The following is a 17,148-nucleotide window of genomic DNA, read 5'->3' as shown; positions in this document are numbered from 1 at the left end:
GGCGAATTTGTAGTAAAAAGTAGGGCGCAATGCCCTACTACCCACATATTTTCGTATCTTTGTGATATAGAGACTTGCAAGATTAAAGTGGATAATTCCGTAAATCTTTATGCTTAAAGATACAAAATCTTTAGGTAATAACAAAGCCCCAGCTTGTGAAAGTCGGGGCTTTGTGCTAAAAAAGAAGGTGTGCTTTTTGACACACCTTCACGTTTCTTTTAATTCATCGAGACGTTTTTTGCCCATTCTCTTTAATCGAGAATTCCGAGGAAAATGCGATTATAAATTGTCGGAATATCCCCAAAATGCAAAGAATGCCGACAGATATTTTCATCATATCCATCTTATCAGAGCAGAACAAATGTTAATAAACCTAATAAATAAGCACGAAATACAAAGAAAGTCAATATCTTTAGGGCGATTTTAAAAAATCCGGAAAAATGAAAAAAACGATTCTTACTACATTATTTTTAGTAGTGGCAGTACTTGTAACAATAGCACAAGGTACAGCCGAAATTAAATTCGAACAGACGACTCACAATTTCGGAGCTTTTTCCGAAAACAACCCTAAAGTAACTTGCAAATTCAAATTCACCAATACAGGAAACGGACCACTGGTAATTCATCAAGCTATAGCATCTTGCGGATGTACAGTGCCTCAATATCCTAAAGAACCGATCAAAGCGGGTGAAAGTGGAGAAATCACAGTAACTTACAATGGGGCAGGAAAATTCCCCGGCCATTTCCGTAAATCAATCACTTTGAGAACTAACGCCAAACAAGAAGTTGTTCGCCTTTATATTGAAGGAGATATGACTCCGAAAGGTTCAGAACCTCAACAGAACTAAGCTTTAAAAAGAAAGATTTATATAAGAAAGCATCCGGTTATGTTTATTATGACGAACATAACCGGATGCTTTCTTATTATAAATACCTCCCCAATATCACTTCAACAGTCTGCTATACCTATCTGCCACTGACTATCACAAGACTATCAATACCACTTTCTACAAAAAATAACGGCAGTGCTTCACAGCACCACCGCCATTCCCTGTTGATAACCGAAGTTATATATAAATTTTGAATTAAAGGGGCAAATTTAAATAAAATCTTGATCAAATACGTCAGAATATTAAACCAAGTCGAAATCCGACATTACTTTGTCCTGTTACATCACCGGTCAATGTTGCCATATCGTTGGTCATGTAATTATAATAGCCAGCTACATGGAAACCAAAACGACGATGAGGACAAGGATAAATCTTCAGTCCCACTTCAGGAGATACATAAAATCCCCATCCATCATCAAATACGCCACCTGCACCATAATAAGTTGTATAACGGGTAAACGCAGTTCCAAGTTTTACACCTACATACGGCTTTACATATCTTCCGTCGTATAAAGTATATGAAGTACCTACACCAAACGGTAACTGATATGCAGAACGCTGCTGATCTGTTGTCAATAATTCCGTAGGAGATAACTGAAGCGTCTGTCTGCCTACATATTTATGATTAGTATGAAAATTAATAAAAGCCCCAACCGACCAACGTGGAGTCAAATCGTAAAGTCCTTCAAAGTTCATACCCCATCCACTTATCTTATCAGCAAAGCCAGTTGAAACAGGTACATTCATCTGCCAGTCGACAATGAGATGTGCTTTCTGTGAATCCCACTGAGCATAACTTTGCATAGCAAACATGACCAAAGCACAGAAAGACCAAATTGCTTTTTTAAAAATAGTATATCTTTTCATCGTTATCATCTCCATTATTTTTCTGTATTGGACATTAATCAAATAGATTGAAAATATCCTGACTCTTTTATTCTGTATAATTTCTATGGATATAAGTAGACTGATTGAATGCCTGATCCACTCCATTCAGCAATAACTGCATGTTTATTCTACTATTACCATACTGGAAGCCGGACGCACTTGCATACCATACAACCGGAAGTTGCTGTTTCTGAGTTCCGTCTTCATCTTTATTCGTCAAATCGACCATTTCCAGAATTAATGTATTAGTATCGTAACTATATGTTACAGGATATGAATAATACCATCCACTCCACCATGGTCCCCAAAAGCCAGTACTCCACCAGCCGCCAAAAGGATCTCCCCAATAGCCGCCAGTAACAACCTGAGTAGTCTGTGCTACATACGACAACTGTACACCGACATCAGCCTGATCCTTCAGTGCCGGATCCGTAATACGTTCGTATCCTCTGCGGTTCATCTGACTTTCAACCTCACTGATAATCATCTTGGCATTTTCGTCTTTCCAATACGAAGCACGTACTCCGCTTGCTTCCAAAATGCTATCAGGAAGGAAATAAGTATGGAAAGTACTAAAATCTGTATTATTGTCGTGGTCTGTGTATACCACCAGATCTGCATCCAGTTTACCCATATCAGGGTCTTTTTCACACGACGTCATAAATAAGCCCGCCATGCAAAGCATAAACAAAATCTTTTTCATAATTCCTAACCTTTTCATTAATATCAAAAATTATAAGGAACGTCCTTTAAACACACTGCTCTTCTGTATCGGCAGAATTACTCCATTCAACGTCATACGATTGGAATTAAAGTTTGGATTGATTTCTACCGTAGCCTTGTTTGTCCCCTTCGGCAAACTGATAAATACGCGTGCCGAAATACCTGTTCCCATAACATTCATGGTAATCGAAGTATTACCTTTCTTATCAGTCTTTACTTCATAGTCGGAAACGCTACCATCTACTGTTACACCACCAATTCCATTCGGACCGCTGACGGGAATATTAAATGCTACCTGTACAACAGCCTGATCGCCTTTTACAGAAACAAAATTCGTATTTGAATTGACATAAGCCATATTACCATACTTGAAGACAACCTGATCTGCCTCCAGAGTAAATGCCTTGTCATTGATGGCCTGTATCGCTTCTACAGCCAGCAAACTATCCAATTGCTCTTGTAAAGCTTTCTTTTCTTCACGAGATAAACTCTTCTCTGTGTCCTGTGCCTGTACGTGACCAACCATCATAGTCAACGCCAGTATCATAAATAATACTAACTTTTTCATAAGCTCTTTATTTTAAAGTTCAACTATAAAACAATTATATTCGCCTTTTGCTGCATCTGTTTTATTTAAAAAAGTTTAAAAGCAAAATAAATGAATTTATTCCTATAGATAATTTGTATATTTAAGAAGCTGTTTCAGAGATTATCAAAATCTGTGTCAAACAAAATATAGATGCAGAAGGTTATCAAAGAAAACAGCTATAGAGAACACTGTTTTTGTATTTAACCTAAAACCCAACTATTATGAATAACATAACCGACATAACCATACTGATTGCTGTTATTGCACTCGCTTTGTGGCCCATAGTTTTATTCTTGCTCAAAACTATAAGCATCCGAAAAAAACGTCTGGAACATCTGGAACGTATGACAAAAAATGAATTAGACAATATCAGCACACAAGATCTTGTCATCAGCGTATTGAAAAAAATAGGCTGCCAGCCCGAAATAAACGAAGAAGGACATGTTACTTTCAAGTACCAAGGTGATGACTTCTATATTGCAGCCGAAGAAGAGAACCGGTTCATTATGATATGGAATCCATGGTGGGGATCAATAAGCACAGACAATGAAGCGTTTCCCGTATTGAAAGAAATCATCAATCTGGTTAATGTCAATTCGCTGGTTACAACCGTATATATGGTAGACGAAGACGAAAAGACTGTAGGATTACATTCACGTTGCCATACTTTCTTCTCACCCAATGAAGGAGAGCTGGAAGACCACCTGAAAATGTTGCTCGATTATTTCTTCGACACCCATAACGCGATTAAGGAAAATCTGAACCAACTGGGTAATGCAGCCGTTGGCGAAGAAGAAAAGAAAGAACGGGTAAAAGTAAAAGGTTTTGCAGCTTACAAGGAAAACACCGTTCCCATCAAGCCCAAAACAGAATAAGCTCGCAAAAAATACGTAACTTTGCGACATGAAACGAATTTTAGAAGAGAACAAAGGAATTCCGGCATCTTTACTTTTGATGCTGGCTATCATTGCGGGTATATCCGTAGCTAATCTATATTACAATCAACCGTTACTGAATAAAATTAGTGAAGACTTACAGGTTTCCGAGTTTACAGCCAATTTGATTCCAATGACTACACAAATAGGCTATGCGTTAGGGCTACTATTCATCATTCCACTTGGAGATTTATATAAACGGCGAAATATAATTGTTATCAACTTCTTACTGCTGTCCGTAAGCATGTTAGGATTTGTAATAGCACGAAACATACATTTCATCCTATTAGCTTCACTAATTACAGGTATCTGCTCGGTTATGCCTCAAATATTTATACCGATTGCAGCACAATTCTCACAACCGGAGAAAAAAGCGCAAAATGTAGGAGTACTGGTAAGCGGATTACTGACCGGTATTCTTGGCTCACGAGTGGTCAGTGGAATAGTAGGTGAATACTGGGGATGGAGAACCATATTTTATATCGCATCCATATTAATGTTAGCCTGTATAGTTGTTATTATCCGTATATTACCTGACATGCCATCCAATTATAAAGGTACTTATAGAGGATTAATGAAATCAGTATTTACCTTAGTAAAAAAGAATGCTACTCTGCGACTGGTTTCATTGCGTGCAGGTATCTGTTTCGGCTGTTTCCTTACTTTGTGGGCATGCTTAGCCTTCAAAATGAGTGGAGAACCTTTTTACGCAGGAAACAACATTATCGGTATGCTGGGATTATGCGGTATAGCCGGAGCTATGACAGCCTCCTTTGTCGGCAAATTCGTCCGCATATTAGGGGTAAGAGCATTCAACTATATCGGATGCTGCATTATGATCTTATCATGGGTCATACTCTATATTTTCCAAAATAGTTACATCGGAATTATTGCCGGTATTATTTTAATTGATATTGGTATGCAATGTGTACAAATCAGCAATCAGACATGTGCCCTGTCACTTGTTCCTCAAGCCTCAAACCGAGTAAATACAATCTTTATGACAACTTATTTTCTGGGTGGTTCATTAGGAACATTTTTAGCTGGAACATTCTGGCACCAGTTCGGATGGGCAGGAGTAACAGGAGTAGGTATTTGTCTGGCTGCCACGTCACTACTAATTACATTGTTTTCTAAACATTAACTTTGCAAAAACATGAGTAAATCTTTAATTTACGCCAATGAGTGGTTAAAAATTCATCCCTATACTTCAATGCAACCTTCGGATAGTTATTTCATTAATCTATCAAATAGGTTGTATCATGCCTGCGTGCTGGCACTTCCAGACGCCTTTCGTAAAAAGTTAAGCATGTATGTTGCAGCTTATCTGGAAGACCAGATTTCAGAACTAGGGTTATGGCGTAGTTTTACAACAGAGCACCAACGTCTGTATGGTAAAGTACTGCCCTTTTATTCTACAACTTCCAATTACGTTGCAGATGAAATAAATGAAGAAGACATCCGTTTCATTATCTGGAATACATGGCAGAAAGTTTCTTCATGGAAAGGACATACATACATAAATCCCAAAGATACTTCCATTGAAGAACAAGCAAAAATCTTCTATAACATACTGGAAGCTGCTTACGAAGAAGCTCCTGAGAATGAAACCATATCACATTATTTTGACCATCCGGGAACAGCAACCGAAGCTGATCATAAATTGACATGGCTTTTTGGACACACCTACCTGACAGAACCTTCCATGTTCCCCTATATCGAACAGATTAGTCCCAATGACAGATTCATCGTACCAGTTGGTCCATTGGCTCTATTTTTGCACGAATGGATTTCATTGCTTGCCAGTCCGGAAGCCTGGAAGAATATCAAAGGACTATTTACTCCTGCCCCCGATGTTCCTGAAGAAATTCTAAACAAAAATCGAGAAACCTATCAAAACTTCATTAGTGGCACCGGTGGAAAGAAAATTACCTATTTAAACGGTTACGGGGAGTTGCGCCGCTTCTTAGTGGAAATATTGAAATGGCAGGACGATGATAATCATACACTGCCACAAATGAAAGAATATAAGAACTTTATTCTGATGACTGAACCGGAAAAAGGTGTACTATTGGCAAAAGACATCTGTGAATACATAGCTGACAAAGAAAACCCGCTGTATAATCAGGAAAAGGCTCAAAAAAACGCATTCCGATTACTCACAGAAGAAATGCTCTGTCCACCAGACTTACTGCTACACTGTATACATCACCAGCTTATCCCCGATGCACAACTTCCTGAGGGCACAGAAAAAGAACTGGTACAGCAAAACGCAGATTTTATAGCCCGCCACTCCTTACTGTATTACTATCGAGGAGATTAATCTACAGGGGAAACAAGACCAACTATAGACATTTATCAATACAAAAGACAGAGAGGTGAAACATCTTTTTTAATGAATCACCTCTCTGTCTTATATAATCCTAATTAGCTTTTTCAAAATTCAATCACTAACGACTGACGTGCAGACAAAACAAGATTTTGTGTAAAATCGATTTTTTTACCTGTTGAAACAACTTTTCCTTCCTTAGTTTCTTTTGTTAAAGCCTGATAGTGACTACTTGGCAGAACTTGTTCTCTGTCAGTACTGTTCAATACAATCATTTCTGTTTTACCTTCACTGGTACGAGCATACAAGTATATTCCCTGTTCCGGAATGTGATACTTTACAGTTTTGTTTTCTGACATCTGTTTGTTAAGTTTTAGTTTTGCGGTGCAAAATTAGAATTTCAATAAGAAATAGCGAGGGAAGAAATTGTTAAAAATCAGCAACAATCTTATTTTTCTTGATTTACATCAAGAATATATTTTGCAAGAAAACTCTTTTTGCCCCTATTTTCCCTTCCGATATAAAGTGTACAAACAATAAGACAAGTACAAAATATCTTACATACTTTTTTAAAATTCACTCGTAAAATGGAACTTAATATGCTTGAAGTCCATTTGCGCCATCTGAAGTACATAGCCACTATCCGCGAGGAACACATCACGACCATCACGATCTTTTGCCATATACTGATATTTACGTTTTTTAAATGCCTCTAACTCTGCCGGATCATCACTCTCTATCCAGCATGCTTTATACAAACTGATAGGTTCCCAACGGCACTTGGCATTGTATTCATTCTCCAAACGATACTGAATAACCTCAAACTGCAACTGTCCTACAGTTCCGATAATCTTTCGGCCATTGAACTGGTTGACAAACAACTGTGCAACACCCTCGTCCATCAGCTGGTCAATACCCTTATTCAACTGCTTGGTCTTCATTGGATCAGCATTTTCTATATACTTGAACATTTCAGGAGAGAAACTCGGCAACCCCTTAAAGTGAAGCACTTCTCCTTCTGTTAAGGTATCGCCAATCTTGAATGTTCCGTTGTCCGGCAAACCGATGATATCTCCTGCCCAAGCCTCATCAACTGTAGTCTTACGCTGTGCCATGAACTGAGTAGGCGAAGAAAAACGCATTGTCTTATTGTGACGCACATGTAAATAAGGAGTATTACGAGTAAACTTACCCGAACAAACCTTACAGAATGCAACACACGAACGATGGTTAGGGTCAATATTGGCTGTAATTTTAAAGACAAATCCTGTAAACTTCGGTTCATCAGGCATAACGATACGCTCTTCTGCCTGCACCGGACGAGGACTCGGAGCTATTTCAACAAAACAATCCAACAGTTCCTGTACACCAAAGTTATTCAAAGCTGAACCGAAAAATACCGGTGCCAGCTCACCCTTCAGATAATCATCAACATTAAAGGCCGGATACACTCCATCAATCAATTCCAACTCACTACGCAACTTTTCAGCAAGCGGTGTTCCGATATGATTGTCCAAATCCTCTGTATGGATGTCTACCTCTACCTTTTCTGTAACAACCTGCTTAGAAGGCTGGAACAAATTCAACTTTTGCTCATATATATTATATACACCTCTAAAACGAGGACCACTCTCGATAGGCCATGTCAAAGGACGAACATTGATAACCAGCTCTTCTTCCAGTTCATCCAGCAAATCGAACGGATCTTTCGCCTCACGGTCCATCTTGTTAACGAAAATGATGACCGGAGTATTACGCATACGGCACACCTCCATCAGTTTACGCGTCTGCGTTTCCACACCTTTTGCACCATCCACCACAATAATGACACTATCTACTGCCGTAAGCGTACGGTAAGTATCTTCTGCAAAGTCCTGGTGTCCCGGTGTATCCAAAATATTAATTTTGTAGTCGTGATAATCGAACTCCATCACAGAGGTTGTAACAGATATACCACGTTGCTTTTCGATGTCCATCCAGTCGGATGTCGCAGTTTTCTTAATTTTATTCGACTTAACAGCTCCAGCCACCTGAATCTGTCCACCGAAAAGCAGTAACTTTTCGGTCAACGAAGTTTTACCGGCATCCGGATGTGCAATAATCGCAAATGTACGTCTTCTTTCTATTTCAGCGTTCATTCTTTATTTATCTATTTACCTTTTATTATCATGCTAATAATTTATCGACACATTCTTTCAGACTGTCTACCCAATAAGGGATTTCAATGCCGAATGTATCTTTTATTTTCGTCTTATCGAGTACGGAGTAATGAGGACGCTTTGCCTTTGCCGGATATTCTTCCGTATGAAGAGGCTTCAATCTACAGCTATCAATACCCGCCAAATGATGAATCATCTGAGTAAAATCGTACCACGAGCAAACACCCTCATTGCTAAAGTGATAAATTCCCGGCACAATACCTTTATTGATAGCCGCAAAAATGGCAACAGCCAAATCGCGAGCATAAGTAGGAGTACCTATCTGATCAAATATTACCCCCAACGAAGTTTTTTCGCGCCCCAAACGCAGCATAGTCTTTACAAAATTGTTTCCAAATGTAGAATACAGCCAGGCAGTGCGGACAATCATTGTTTTAGAACAATATTTCATTGCTTCCTGTTCGCCAGCGAGTTTGGTTATTCCATAAACCGAATCAGGACAAGTTGGCTGTTCCTCTGTATACGGAATATGTGCAGTACCATCGAAAACGTAATCTGTAGATACTTGTATAAAGTGGCCTCCACGACTTTCAATGGCTTTTGCCAAATAACCCGGAGCAACATGATTCAACTTATCGCAAAGTTCCTGATTATCCTCAGCCTTATCGACTGCTGTATATGCAGCACAGTTCACAATAATATCGATCTGATGTTCAACTACAAAATTTCCAACAGCTTGTTCATCACAAATATCCAGTTCAGCCACATCAGTAAAGAAATAGGCATATTCCTTATTGACTTCTGCAAGCAGACGCATCTCATTACCCAGCTGTCCGTTTGCCCCAGTAACCAAAATATTCTTCATTATTCCTTTATTTTGACGAGAAGAAGATCAATCAAAATCCAACTCCCCTTGTTTATCTTTAATATAATACCCGGCAAGCATAGCCAGCAAATCACCTATCACTTTCAATGCTTTCTGGGTTTCTTCAGTTATTTCCTTTTTCTGAAGTTTCAACATCAGAACTCCATACATTGCATCAAAACACGTTTCCAGTTCAGGCACATCTTTATCAGCTCCCTTGGCACGCAATTCTACAATAAAAGGTAAAGCCTTATAATAGGCCGCACTATAATACGGAAACTTAGGAGAAGCAAGTAAGCGCAAGTGTAAATCGGTCAACCAGACAATAATATTCTTATTAATCTGTATATGCCCTTTTTCCATTACGCCCTCGTCATGCATCATATTGATAAAATCTGCATACCATTGAGTCAATGCCTTTTTTTGCTCATCCGACAACGACGGATACGGCTCTACGATATTCTTTTTTATTTTTTCTATATCGAAGCCATTGGCACGAATCATATCTTCTACTTGCCACATATACAGCAAGTATTCAGCGATATTCTGTTGTTTTAATTGTTGAGAGATATACATATATCAAGATAAAGATTTTCCAGCAATAGTCAGTATGATACCTACAATCGACGCGATCATTACGACAACACCAATAATACGGTTTAATATCCAAATACCCCGCACATTAAATCGGGTACGCACCTTATTTACAAAGTAAGTAATTCCGAACCACCATGTTAAGGCTCCGATGACAATAGCGAGATAGCCAACCAACTGAAAGCCCAGCGGACTGCCCGGCATCACAAACGAAAAGCGGGCAAAAAGACCAATAAACAGAAAGATAATCAGCGGGTTGGAGAATGTTACAAAGAAAGCTGTAATAAAATTATGAAGATAAGTACCACGATTGGCTGATGTAGGACGAAGAGATTTCACAGGATTACTACGAAAAGTATATATACCGAAGGCCAGCAACATGATACTACCTACCACTTGAAGAAATATTTGGTGCTTAAGGATCAATTCATCCATGAAGCTCATGCCATAACCTGTTATCAATGCGTAGCATGTATCACTCAGCGCGGCCCCCAAACCGGTTACAAAACCAAACCAGCGCCCCTTGTTCAGTGTCCGCTGAATACAAAGCACGCCAACCGGTCCCAAAGGAGCTGAAACAATCACTCCTACGATAAAGCCTTTCACCAATAAATCTAGTATAGTAACCTGTTCTATCCAATTCATACTGCAAAGATGCTACTTTTTTTATAAAGTACCTATATTTCGTTTCGTTTTTCTTTCGTACAAAAAGGAGTTTATGTAACTTTGCACTGCATTATTCCGATAATAAGATTATCATTTTAACAAACATAAACAAGTGCTATGATTCTATTTTTCAGAACACCCACTAACAGTGTAATTGCTACCGAATGTAGTAAAGAACTGACCTCTGAAGACATCAAGAAATTATGCTGGCTATACAGCGACGCTACTGTAGAAACGGAAGATAACCTTAAAGGATGGTTTATCGGCCCACGGCGTGAAATGATTACTCCATGGAGTACAAACGCTGTAGAAATTACTCAGAATATGGGATTGCAAGGTATCCGCCGTATCGAGGAATACTTCCCGGTAAAAGACGAAAATGCAGACCATGACCCGATGCTGCAACGAATGTATCACGGATTGGATCAAAAAATATTCGATGTAAATATCAAACCGCAACCGATTATTTACATTGAAAACCTTGAAGAATATAATGAACAGGAAGGTCTTGCTCTTTCGCGCGAAGAAATGGACTACTTGCTGAAAGTAGAAAAAGACCTGGGCAGAAAACTGACTGATTCCGAAGTTTTCGGATTTGCACAAATCAACTCAGAACACTGCCGCCACAAAATATTTGGCGGAACATTTATCATCGACGGTAAAGAAATGGAATCTTCACTTTTCCAGATGATCAAAAAAACCACTCAGGAGAATCCGAACAAAATCATCTCTGCTTACAAAGACAATGTTGCTTTCGCCGAAGGTCCTGTCGTAGAACAATTCGCTCCTAAAGACCACTCAACTTCTGACTATTTCATTATCAAAGATATTAAAACGGTTATCTCACTGAAAGCCGAGACTCACAACTTCCCGACAACTGTCGAGCCGTTCAACGGAGCATCTACAGGTACCGGAGGAGAAATCCGTGACCGTATGGGCGGTGGTAAAGGCTCATGGCCGATTGCAGGTACAGCCGTTTACATGACTTCTTATCCACGTACAGATGAAGGACGCGAATGGGAAAATATTCTCCCCGTACGTAAATGGTTATACCAGACTCCTGAACAGATTTTGATCAAGGCCTCAAATGGTGCTTCTGATTTCGGTAACAAGTTTGGCCAGCCACTGATTTGCGGTTCTGTCCTGACCTTCGAACATCAAGAAAACGGTGAAAAGTATGCTTACGATAAAGTAATCATGCTGGCAGGAGGTGTAGGCTATGGTACTCAACGCGACTGTCTGAAAGGTTCTCCTGAAACAGGAAATAAAATCGTTGTGATGGGTGGTGATAATTACCGCATCGGTTTAGGTGGTGGTTCTGTTTCATCTGTAGAAACCGGACGTTACTCTTCGGCCATCGAATTGAATGCTGTACAGCGTGCCAATGCAGAAATGCAAAAGCGTGCCTACAACGTAGTACGTGCTCTGTGTGAAGAAGATGAAAATCCGATTGTATCTATTCATGACCACGGATCTGCTGGCCATGTTAACTGTCTGTCTGAATTGGTAGAAGACTGTGGCGGTTTGATTCACATGGACAAACTTCCTATCGGTGACGAAACATTGTCGGCAAAAGAAATCATCGCTAACGAATCTCAGGAACGTATGGGATTGCTGATTGACGAAAAAGCAATTGAGCATGTACAGAAGATTGCCGACCGCGAACGTTCTCCGATGTATGTCGTAGGTGAGACAACAGGTGACCATCGTTTTGCATTTGAACAAGCTGACGGCGTACGCCCATTCGATTTGGCTGTAGACCAGATGTTCGGTTCATCTCCGAAAACATATATGGTCGACAAAACTGTAGAACGCCATTATGAAAATGTATCATACGACGTAGCTAAACTGAATGAATATATTCGCCAGGTACTGCAACTGGAAGCTGTTGCATGTAAAGACTGGTTAACCAACAAGGTAGACCGCTCCGTTACAGGTAAGATTGCACGCCAGCAATGCCAAGGTGAACTTCAGTTGCCGTTGAGCGACTGTGGTGTTGTTGCTCTCGATTACCGTGGAGAAAAAGGTATTGCTACTGCATTAGGCCATGCGCCTCAGGCTGCGTTGGCTGATCCGGCAGCAGGTTCTGTACTCGCTGTATCAGAAGCTTTGACTAATATTGTATGGGCACCAATGGCAGAAGGCCTCGACAGTGTTTCCCTGTCAGCCAACTGGATGTGGCCTTGTCGTTCACAAGAAGGTGAAGATGCACGTTTGTACACAGCGGTTAAAGCCTTGTCTGATTTCTGCTGCGCATTGCAAATCAACGTTCCGACCGGAAAAGACTCTTTGTCAATGACTCAGAAATATCCAAACGGAGAAAAGATCATCAGCCCGGGAACAGTTATTGTTTCTGCCGGAGGCGAAGTTTCTGACGTCAAGAAGGTGGTTTCTCCTGTTATGGTAAACAAAGAAAAATCTACTTTCTACCACATCGACTTCAGTTTCGACGAATTGAGATTAGGTGGTTCAGCATTTGCTCAGTCACTGAACAAAGTAGGTGATGATGTTCCGACTGTACAGAATGCGGAATACTTCCGTGACGCCTTCCTCGCTGTTCAAGAACTGGTAGACAAGAAACTGATTCTTGCCGGACATGATATTTCTGCCGGAGGTATGATCACTACCCTTTTGGAAATGTGCTTTGCCAATACTGAAGGTGGTATGGAAATCAACCTCGATAAGATTAAGTGTGACGACATCGTGAAGATTTTGTTTGCAGAAAACCCAGGTGTTATCATTCAGGTAGCCGACAAACACAAATCGGAAGTCAAGAAGATTCTGGAAGATGCCGGTGTAGGTTATGTCAAGATTGGTGTTCCTACAGACGAACGTCATATCTTAGTAACCAAGCACGATGCTACTTACCAGTTTGGTATCGATTATCTGCGTGATGTATGGTACTCTACTTCATACTTGCTCGACCGCAAGCAGAGCATGAACGGATGTGCAAAGAAACGTTTCGAAAACTACAAACAGCAACCACTGGAATTTGCATTCGACAAATCGTTTACCGGTAAGCTTTCACAGTTCGGTCTGGATCCGGATCGTCGTACGCCAAGCGGTATCAAAGCTGCTATCATCCGTGAAAAAGGAACAAACGGTGAACGCGAAATGGCCTACATGCTCTATCTGGCAGGCTTCGATGTGAAGGATGTCACCATGACCGACTTGGTAAGCGGAAGAGAAACATTGGAAGACATTAACATGGTAGTTTACTGTGGTGGTTTCTCTAACTCCGATGTATTGGGTTCTGCCAAAGGATGGGCAGGAAGCTTCCTGTTTAACCCGAAAGCTAAAGCCGCCCTCGACAACTTCTATGCTCGCGAAGATACCTTGTCACTTGGTGTCTGCAACGGTTGTCAGTTGATGATGGAACTCGGTCTGATCACTCCGGAAGACAAGAAGAAAGGCAAGATGCTGCATAACGATTCACACAAGTTCGAATCTGCCTTCTTGGGTGTAACTGTTCCGATGAACCGCAGTGTCATGTTCGGCTCATTGAGCGGATCAAAACTGGGTATTTGGGTAGCTCACGGAGAAGGAAAGTTCTCTCTGCCTTATCCGGAAGATCATTATAATGTAGTATTGAAATACTCATACGATGAATATCCAGGCAACCCGAACGGCTCTGATTACAGCGTAGCAGGTATTGCTTCACAAGACGGACGTCATCTGGCTATGATGCCTCACTTGGAACGCGCTTGTTTCCCATGGGAAAACGCTTACTATCCATTAGGCCGTAAGGACAGCGACCAGATCACTCCGTGGATGGAAGCATTTGTCAACGCACGCAAATGGGTAGAAGCTCATAAGAAATAAAGATACAATTCCTTCTTACAAATAGTGAAAGGCCATCTCAAATTTGAATTTAAGATGGCCTTTTTTACATCTATCCCAATCAGACGTATTCTGATTTTACTCATTCCCGATAGCACAATTCTATTCGATATTTTACAAGCTTCATATCAAGGAAAAGAATAAGTTCTCATGCAAACCGATTGAAAGCCAAATCTAAACATACAGGAAGAGAGAAAGAGAAAAATCCCATCAAACAAACCTAAAGCAGAAATAATTAGACGAAATTGAAGAAGAAAAACTAAACATTTTAGTTATTTAACTATAAATATTAGTTTACAAACTAAAAGTTTTAGTTCTTTGTAATAATCAAACTAAACAGATATGAAAACACTTACCACCAAAGAAGAAGAAATCATGGGATTTTTCTGGGAAAAAGGCCCCATGTTTGTCAAGCAGCTGGTAGAACTCTACGAAGAGCCACGGCCGCATTTCAATACCTTGTCAACCATTGTACGAGGCCTGGAAGAGAAAGGTTACCTGTCGCACACAGCATTCGGTAATACCTACCAGTATTATGCCACAGTATCGGAAGAAGAATTCCGACGGAAAACCCTGCGGGGAGTTATTCGCAAATACTTCAACAATTCATTTTTAGGTGCCGTTTCTTCACTGGTGAAGGAAGAGGACATCTCGGTAGAGGAACTCAAAGAGCTCATCCGTCAGGTAGAAGAAGGGCAGCACGAAAAGCCACAATAAAACCTTTCTGCTTATGGGATCCTTTTTAGTCTATATATTCAAATCGGCTGTCTGCCTTGCAGCGTTCTACTTATTTTACCGCATGCTGCTCAGCAAGGAAACTTTCCACCGCTTCAACCGGATAGCATTGCTGGGAGTTATGCTGCTTTCGTGCCTGTTGCCACTAATACAAGTTACGGTAAAAGAAGCCTCTCCAATAAACACACAAGTCATGTCGATGGAAGATTTACTGTTGATGTACCAATGGAACAACGGAGCAACAGTAATAGGAGAAAACACTCATTCGTTCCGCTGGCAGGAAGGACTGGTATTAGGATATTTTGCCGGATTACTATTTGTCATAACCCGCCACCTTTGGTCACTGGGACGGATGCTCTACCTCATTCGACACAGCCGATGTAAAAAACTGGACCACGGCGTCTGCCTGATGATACACCAACGCAACATTGCCCCTTTCAGTTGGATGCGGTACATCGTAATCTCAGAAACAGACCTGAAAGAAAACGGGCATCACATACTTGTACACGAACTGGGCCACATCCGTCACCATCATTCATGGGATTTGCTGCTAACAGAACTTTGTGCTTGGACGCAATGGTTCAATCCAGCCATCTGGCTACTCAGACAAGAGTTGCAGAACATTCACGAATATGAAGCCGATGAAGAAGTACTCCGTCAGGGGATTAACGCAAAAGAATATCAAATGTTATTAATAAAAAAAGCCGTTGGCGCAAGGCTCTACTCTATTGCCAACAGCTTTAATCACAGTTCACTTAAAAAACGTATCACTATGATGATTCGAAAAAAATCCAATCCATGGGCACGTGCTAAGTACCTCTACGTACTTCCGTTGGCTGCTGTCACGATGGCTGCCTTTGCCCGCCCTGAAATCTCCCAACCACTGGACGAGATTTCAAATATCAAAGTTAATGATTTATCGGAAGTTATGAAAAAATATGCCGATAAAAATGTGTCAACGCCCGTAGAAAAAGCTACACTGAAGATGAAAGTGGTAGACGAAAAAGGGAAGCCCGTAATAGGAGCTACCGTACTCATCGTAAACACTACCAAGGGTACGGTAACAGACACAGAGGGCAACTTCACGCTGGAAGCCGGAACCGACCAACAGCTTCAAGTGGTCTACATTGGTATGGATGCAGTCACACTGTCTGTCGCAGACTGCCTGAAAAAGACCGACCAGACTATCCGACTGACAGCCAACAATGGAGGACAAGACTTAAAAGTCGTATCCCCCAGCCCACAAGCTGTGGCTTCGAACGACCGGACCTTTGACGTTGTGGAACAAATGCGGGCATATCCAGGTGGCATGAAGGAATGTCTGAAGTTTATGGCACGTAATCTTAAGTATCCTACCAAAGCCCAGGAAGCCGGTAAGCAAGGACGGGTCATCGTACAGTTCATCGTGCAGAAGGACGGTTCGCTGAGCGACCTCCACGTACTTCGGCCGGTCGACCCGTGGCTGGATGCGGAAGCTATCCGGGTGATTGGCACTATGCCGAAATGGAAACCGGGCATGCAGGACGGTCAGGCGGTTGCCGTGAAATTCACCCTGCCGGTCACTTTCGCGCTGGAGGGTTCCAAAAATAAGCCGCAGGCAGGAAAGAATGATGTGGTAGTAGTGGCTTATGGTACAGACTTGGACACTCCGGCCGATGTACCGACCATCCAGATGCATCAGAACGGCAAGGATGGCTTGGGAAAAGAAGGAGTATCGCCGATGGTAATGATAGACGATACGGAAGTCTCAACCGAAACGATGAAAAAACTCGATCCGGAAAACATTGAATCGATCACCGTATTAAAAGATGTGTCAGCTACGGCCAAATACGGTCAGAAAGGAAAAAACGGAGTTATCCTCATCACCACCCGAAAAAAGTGAATAAATGTGCTTGCGTTTTATTGAAGAGCACGTACAGAAAAGACAAATAACGT

At 41.0% G+C, this 17,148-nt stretch carries 15 protein-coding genes; 7 read left to right on the top strand and 8 right to left on the bottom strand.

The features are described 5' to 3' along the window. Positions 1–440 precede the first annotated feature (440 nt). Positions 441–848: a DUF1573 domain-containing protein gene (locus ACZM60_RS07990; RefSeq protein ID WP_021971785.1), complete on the top strand. Its 408-nt coding sequence runs from the start codon at positions 441–443 to the stop codon at positions 846–848. Between the two features lie 276 nt (positions 849–1,124). Here ACZM60_RS07990 and ACZM60_RS07985 read toward each other — a convergent pair whose 3' ends face one another. The 3 genes from ACZM60_RS07985 to ACZM60_RS07975 form a co-directional block, all read right to left on the bottom strand. Continuing rightward, positions 1,125–1,757: an outer membrane beta-barrel protein gene (locus tag ACZM60_RS07985; protein WP_489521230.1), complete on the bottom strand. Its 633-nt coding sequence runs from the start codon at positions 1,755–1,757 to the stop codon at positions 1,125–1,127. 67 nt (positions 1,758–1,824) lie between these two features. Further along, positions 1,825–2,481 (bottom strand): DUF4136 domain-containing protein, encoded by a 657-nt coding sequence (locus ACZM60_RS07980; protein ID WP_340318768.1) that lies wholly within the window; start codon positions 2,479–2,481, stop codon positions 1,825–1,827. A 30-nt stretch (positions 2,482–2,511) separates the two neighbouring features. Then, a complete protein-coding gene (locus ACZM60_RS07975) occupies positions 2,512–3,069 on the bottom strand; it encodes a DUF4251 domain-containing protein (protein WP_021971781.1) in 558 nt (185 codons plus the stop codon). Between the two features lie 251 nt (positions 3,070–3,320). On the opposite strand from ACZM60_RS07975, the gene ACZM60_RS07970 reads away from it, so the two are divergent. The 3 genes from ACZM60_RS07970 to ACZM60_RS07960 are packed head-to-tail and all read left to right on the top strand — an operon-like array spanning position 3,321 to position 6,348. Then, positions 3,321–3,965: a hypothetical protein gene (locus ACZM60_RS07970; RefSeq protein WP_340318805.1), complete on the top strand. Its 645-nt coding sequence runs from the start codon at positions 3,321–3,323 to the stop codon at positions 3,963–3,965. A gap of 28 nt (positions 3,966–3,993) precedes the next feature. After that, positions 3,994–5,169, top strand: a complete 1,176-nt coding sequence (locus tag ACZM60_RS07965) for an MFS transporter (RefSeq protein ID WP_489521229.1) — start codon at positions 3,994–3,996, stop codon at positions 5,167–5,169. Between the two features lie 12 nt (positions 5,170–5,181). After that, a complete protein-coding gene (locus ACZM60_RS07960; protein ID WP_340318770.1) occupies positions 5,182–6,348 on the top strand; it encodes a DUF3843 family protein in 1,167 nt (388 codons plus the stop codon). Positions 6,349–6,461: 113 nt separating this feature from the next. On the opposite strand, the gene ACZM60_RS07955 is transcribed toward ACZM60_RS07960, so the two are convergent. The 5 genes from ACZM60_RS07955 to ACZM60_RS07935 all read right to left on the bottom strand — a co-directional run bounded on the left by ACZM60_RS07955 (position 6,462) and on the right by ACZM60_RS07935 (position 10,617). Continuing rightward, entirely contained in the window at positions 6,462–6,713 is a 252-nt protein-coding gene (locus tag ACZM60_RS07955; protein ID WP_021971777.1) for a cyclomaltodextrinase C-terminal domain-containing protein, read from the bottom strand. 210 nt (positions 6,714–6,923) lie between these two features. Continuing rightward, complete coding sequence (locus ACZM60_RS07950) at positions 6,924–8,492, bottom strand: peptide chain release factor 3 (RefSeq protein ID WP_021971775.1); 1,569 nt, start codon at positions 8,490–8,492, stop codon at positions 6,924–6,926. 28 nt (positions 8,493–8,520) lie between these two features. Continuing rightward, on the bottom strand, positions 8,521–9,378 hold the full coding sequence (rfbD, locus tag ACZM60_RS07945; protein WP_489521228.1) for a dTDP-4-dehydrorhamnose reductase: 858 nt from the start codon (positions 9,376–9,378) through the stop codon (positions 8,521–8,523). A 27-nt stretch (positions 9,379–9,405) separates the two neighbouring features. Then, positions 9,406–9,954: a DUF4924 family protein gene (locus ACZM60_RS07940; protein WP_021971773.1), complete on the bottom strand. Its 549-nt coding sequence runs from the start codon at positions 9,952–9,954 to the stop codon at positions 9,406–9,408. A 3-nt stretch (positions 9,955–9,957) separates the two neighbouring features. After that, complete coding sequence (locus ACZM60_RS07935; RefSeq protein ID WP_021971772.1) at positions 9,958–10,617, bottom strand: LysE family translocator; 660 nt, start codon at positions 10,615–10,617, stop codon at positions 9,958–9,960. Between the two features lie 138 nt (positions 10,618–10,755). On the opposite strand from ACZM60_RS07935, the gene purL reads away from it, so the two are divergent. The 3 genes from purL (at position 10,756) to ACZM60_RS07920 (ending at position 17,095) form a co-directional block, all read left to right on the top strand. Then, positions 10,756–14,460, top strand: a complete 3,705-nt coding sequence (gene purL, locus ACZM60_RS07930; RefSeq protein ID WP_489521227.1) for a phosphoribosylformylglycinamidine synthase — start codon at positions 10,756–10,758, stop codon at positions 14,458–14,460. Between the two features lie 360 nt (positions 14,461–14,820). After that, entirely contained in the window at positions 14,821–15,195 is a 375-nt protein-coding gene (locus ACZM60_RS07925) for a BlaI/MecI/CopY family transcriptional regulator (protein WP_021971770.1), read from the top strand. Positions 15,196–15,208: 13 nt separating this feature from the next. Continuing rightward, complete coding sequence (locus ACZM60_RS07920; protein WP_489521226.1) at positions 15,209–17,095, top strand: M56 family metallopeptidase; 1,887 nt, start codon at positions 15,209–15,211, stop codon at positions 17,093–17,095. Positions 17,096–17,148 lie beyond the last annotated feature (53 nt).

The sequence above is a fragment of the Phocaeicola sp. genome (assembly GCF_057861905.1).
The sequence above is the reverse complement of the archived record's forward strand: the minus strand, read 5'-3'. Positions and strand labels throughout refer to the sequence as shown.

Excerpts from the sequence above, each read along its gene's own strand:
- ACZM60_RS07990 (WP_021971785.1), top strand. The coding sequence starts at position 441 with ATGAAAAAAACGATTCTTACTACATTATTTTTAGTAGTGGCAGTACTT.
- ACZM60_RS07985 (WP_489521230.1), bottom strand. The coding sequence starts at position 1,757 with ATGAAAAGATATACTATTTTTAAAAAAGCAATTTGGTCTTTCTGTGCT.
- ACZM60_RS07980 (WP_340318768.1), bottom strand. The coding sequence starts at position 2,481 with ATGAAAAAGATTTTGTTTATGCTTTGCATGGCGGGCTTATTTATGACG.
- ACZM60_RS07975 (WP_021971781.1), bottom strand. The coding sequence starts at position 3,069 with ATGAAAAAGTTAGTATTATTTATGATACTGGCGTTGACTATGATGGTT.
- ACZM60_RS07965 (WP_489521229.1), top strand. The coding sequence starts at position 3,994 with ATGAAACGAATTTTAGAAGAGAACAAAGGAATTCCGGCATCTTTACTT.
- ACZM60_RS07960 (WP_340318770.1), top strand. The coding sequence starts at position 5,182 with ATGAGTAAATCTTTAATTTACGCCAATGAGTGGTTAAAAATTCATCCC.
- ACZM60_RS07955 (WP_021971777.1), bottom strand. The coding sequence starts at position 6,713 with ATGTCAGAAAACAAAACTGTAAAGTATCACATTCCGGAACAGGGAATA.
- ACZM60_RS07950 (WP_021971775.1), bottom strand. The coding sequence starts at position 8,492 with ATGAACGCTGAAATAGAAAGAAGACGTACATTTGCGATTATTGCACAT.
- rfbD (WP_489521228.1), bottom strand. The coding sequence starts at position 9,378 with ATGAAGAATATTTTGGTTACTGGGGCAAACGGACAGCTGGGTAATGAG.
- ACZM60_RS07940 (WP_021971773.1), bottom strand. The coding sequence starts at position 9,954 with ATGTATATCTCTCAACAATTAAAACAACAGAATATCGCTGAATACTTG.
- ACZM60_RS07935 (WP_021971772.1), bottom strand. The coding sequence starts at position 10,617 with ATGAATTGGATAGAACAGGTTACTATACTAGATTTATTGGTGAAAGGC.
- purL (WP_489521227.1), top strand. The coding sequence starts at position 10,756 with ATGATTCTATTTTTCAGAACACCCACTAACAGTGTAATTGCTACCGAA.
- ACZM60_RS07925 (WP_021971770.1), top strand. The coding sequence starts at position 14,821 with ATGAAAACACTTACCACCAAAGAAGAAGAAATCATGGGATTTTTCTGG.
- ACZM60_RS07920 (WP_489521226.1), top strand. The coding sequence starts at position 15,209 with ATGGGATCCTTTTTAGTCTATATATTCAAATCGGCTGTCTGCCTTGCA.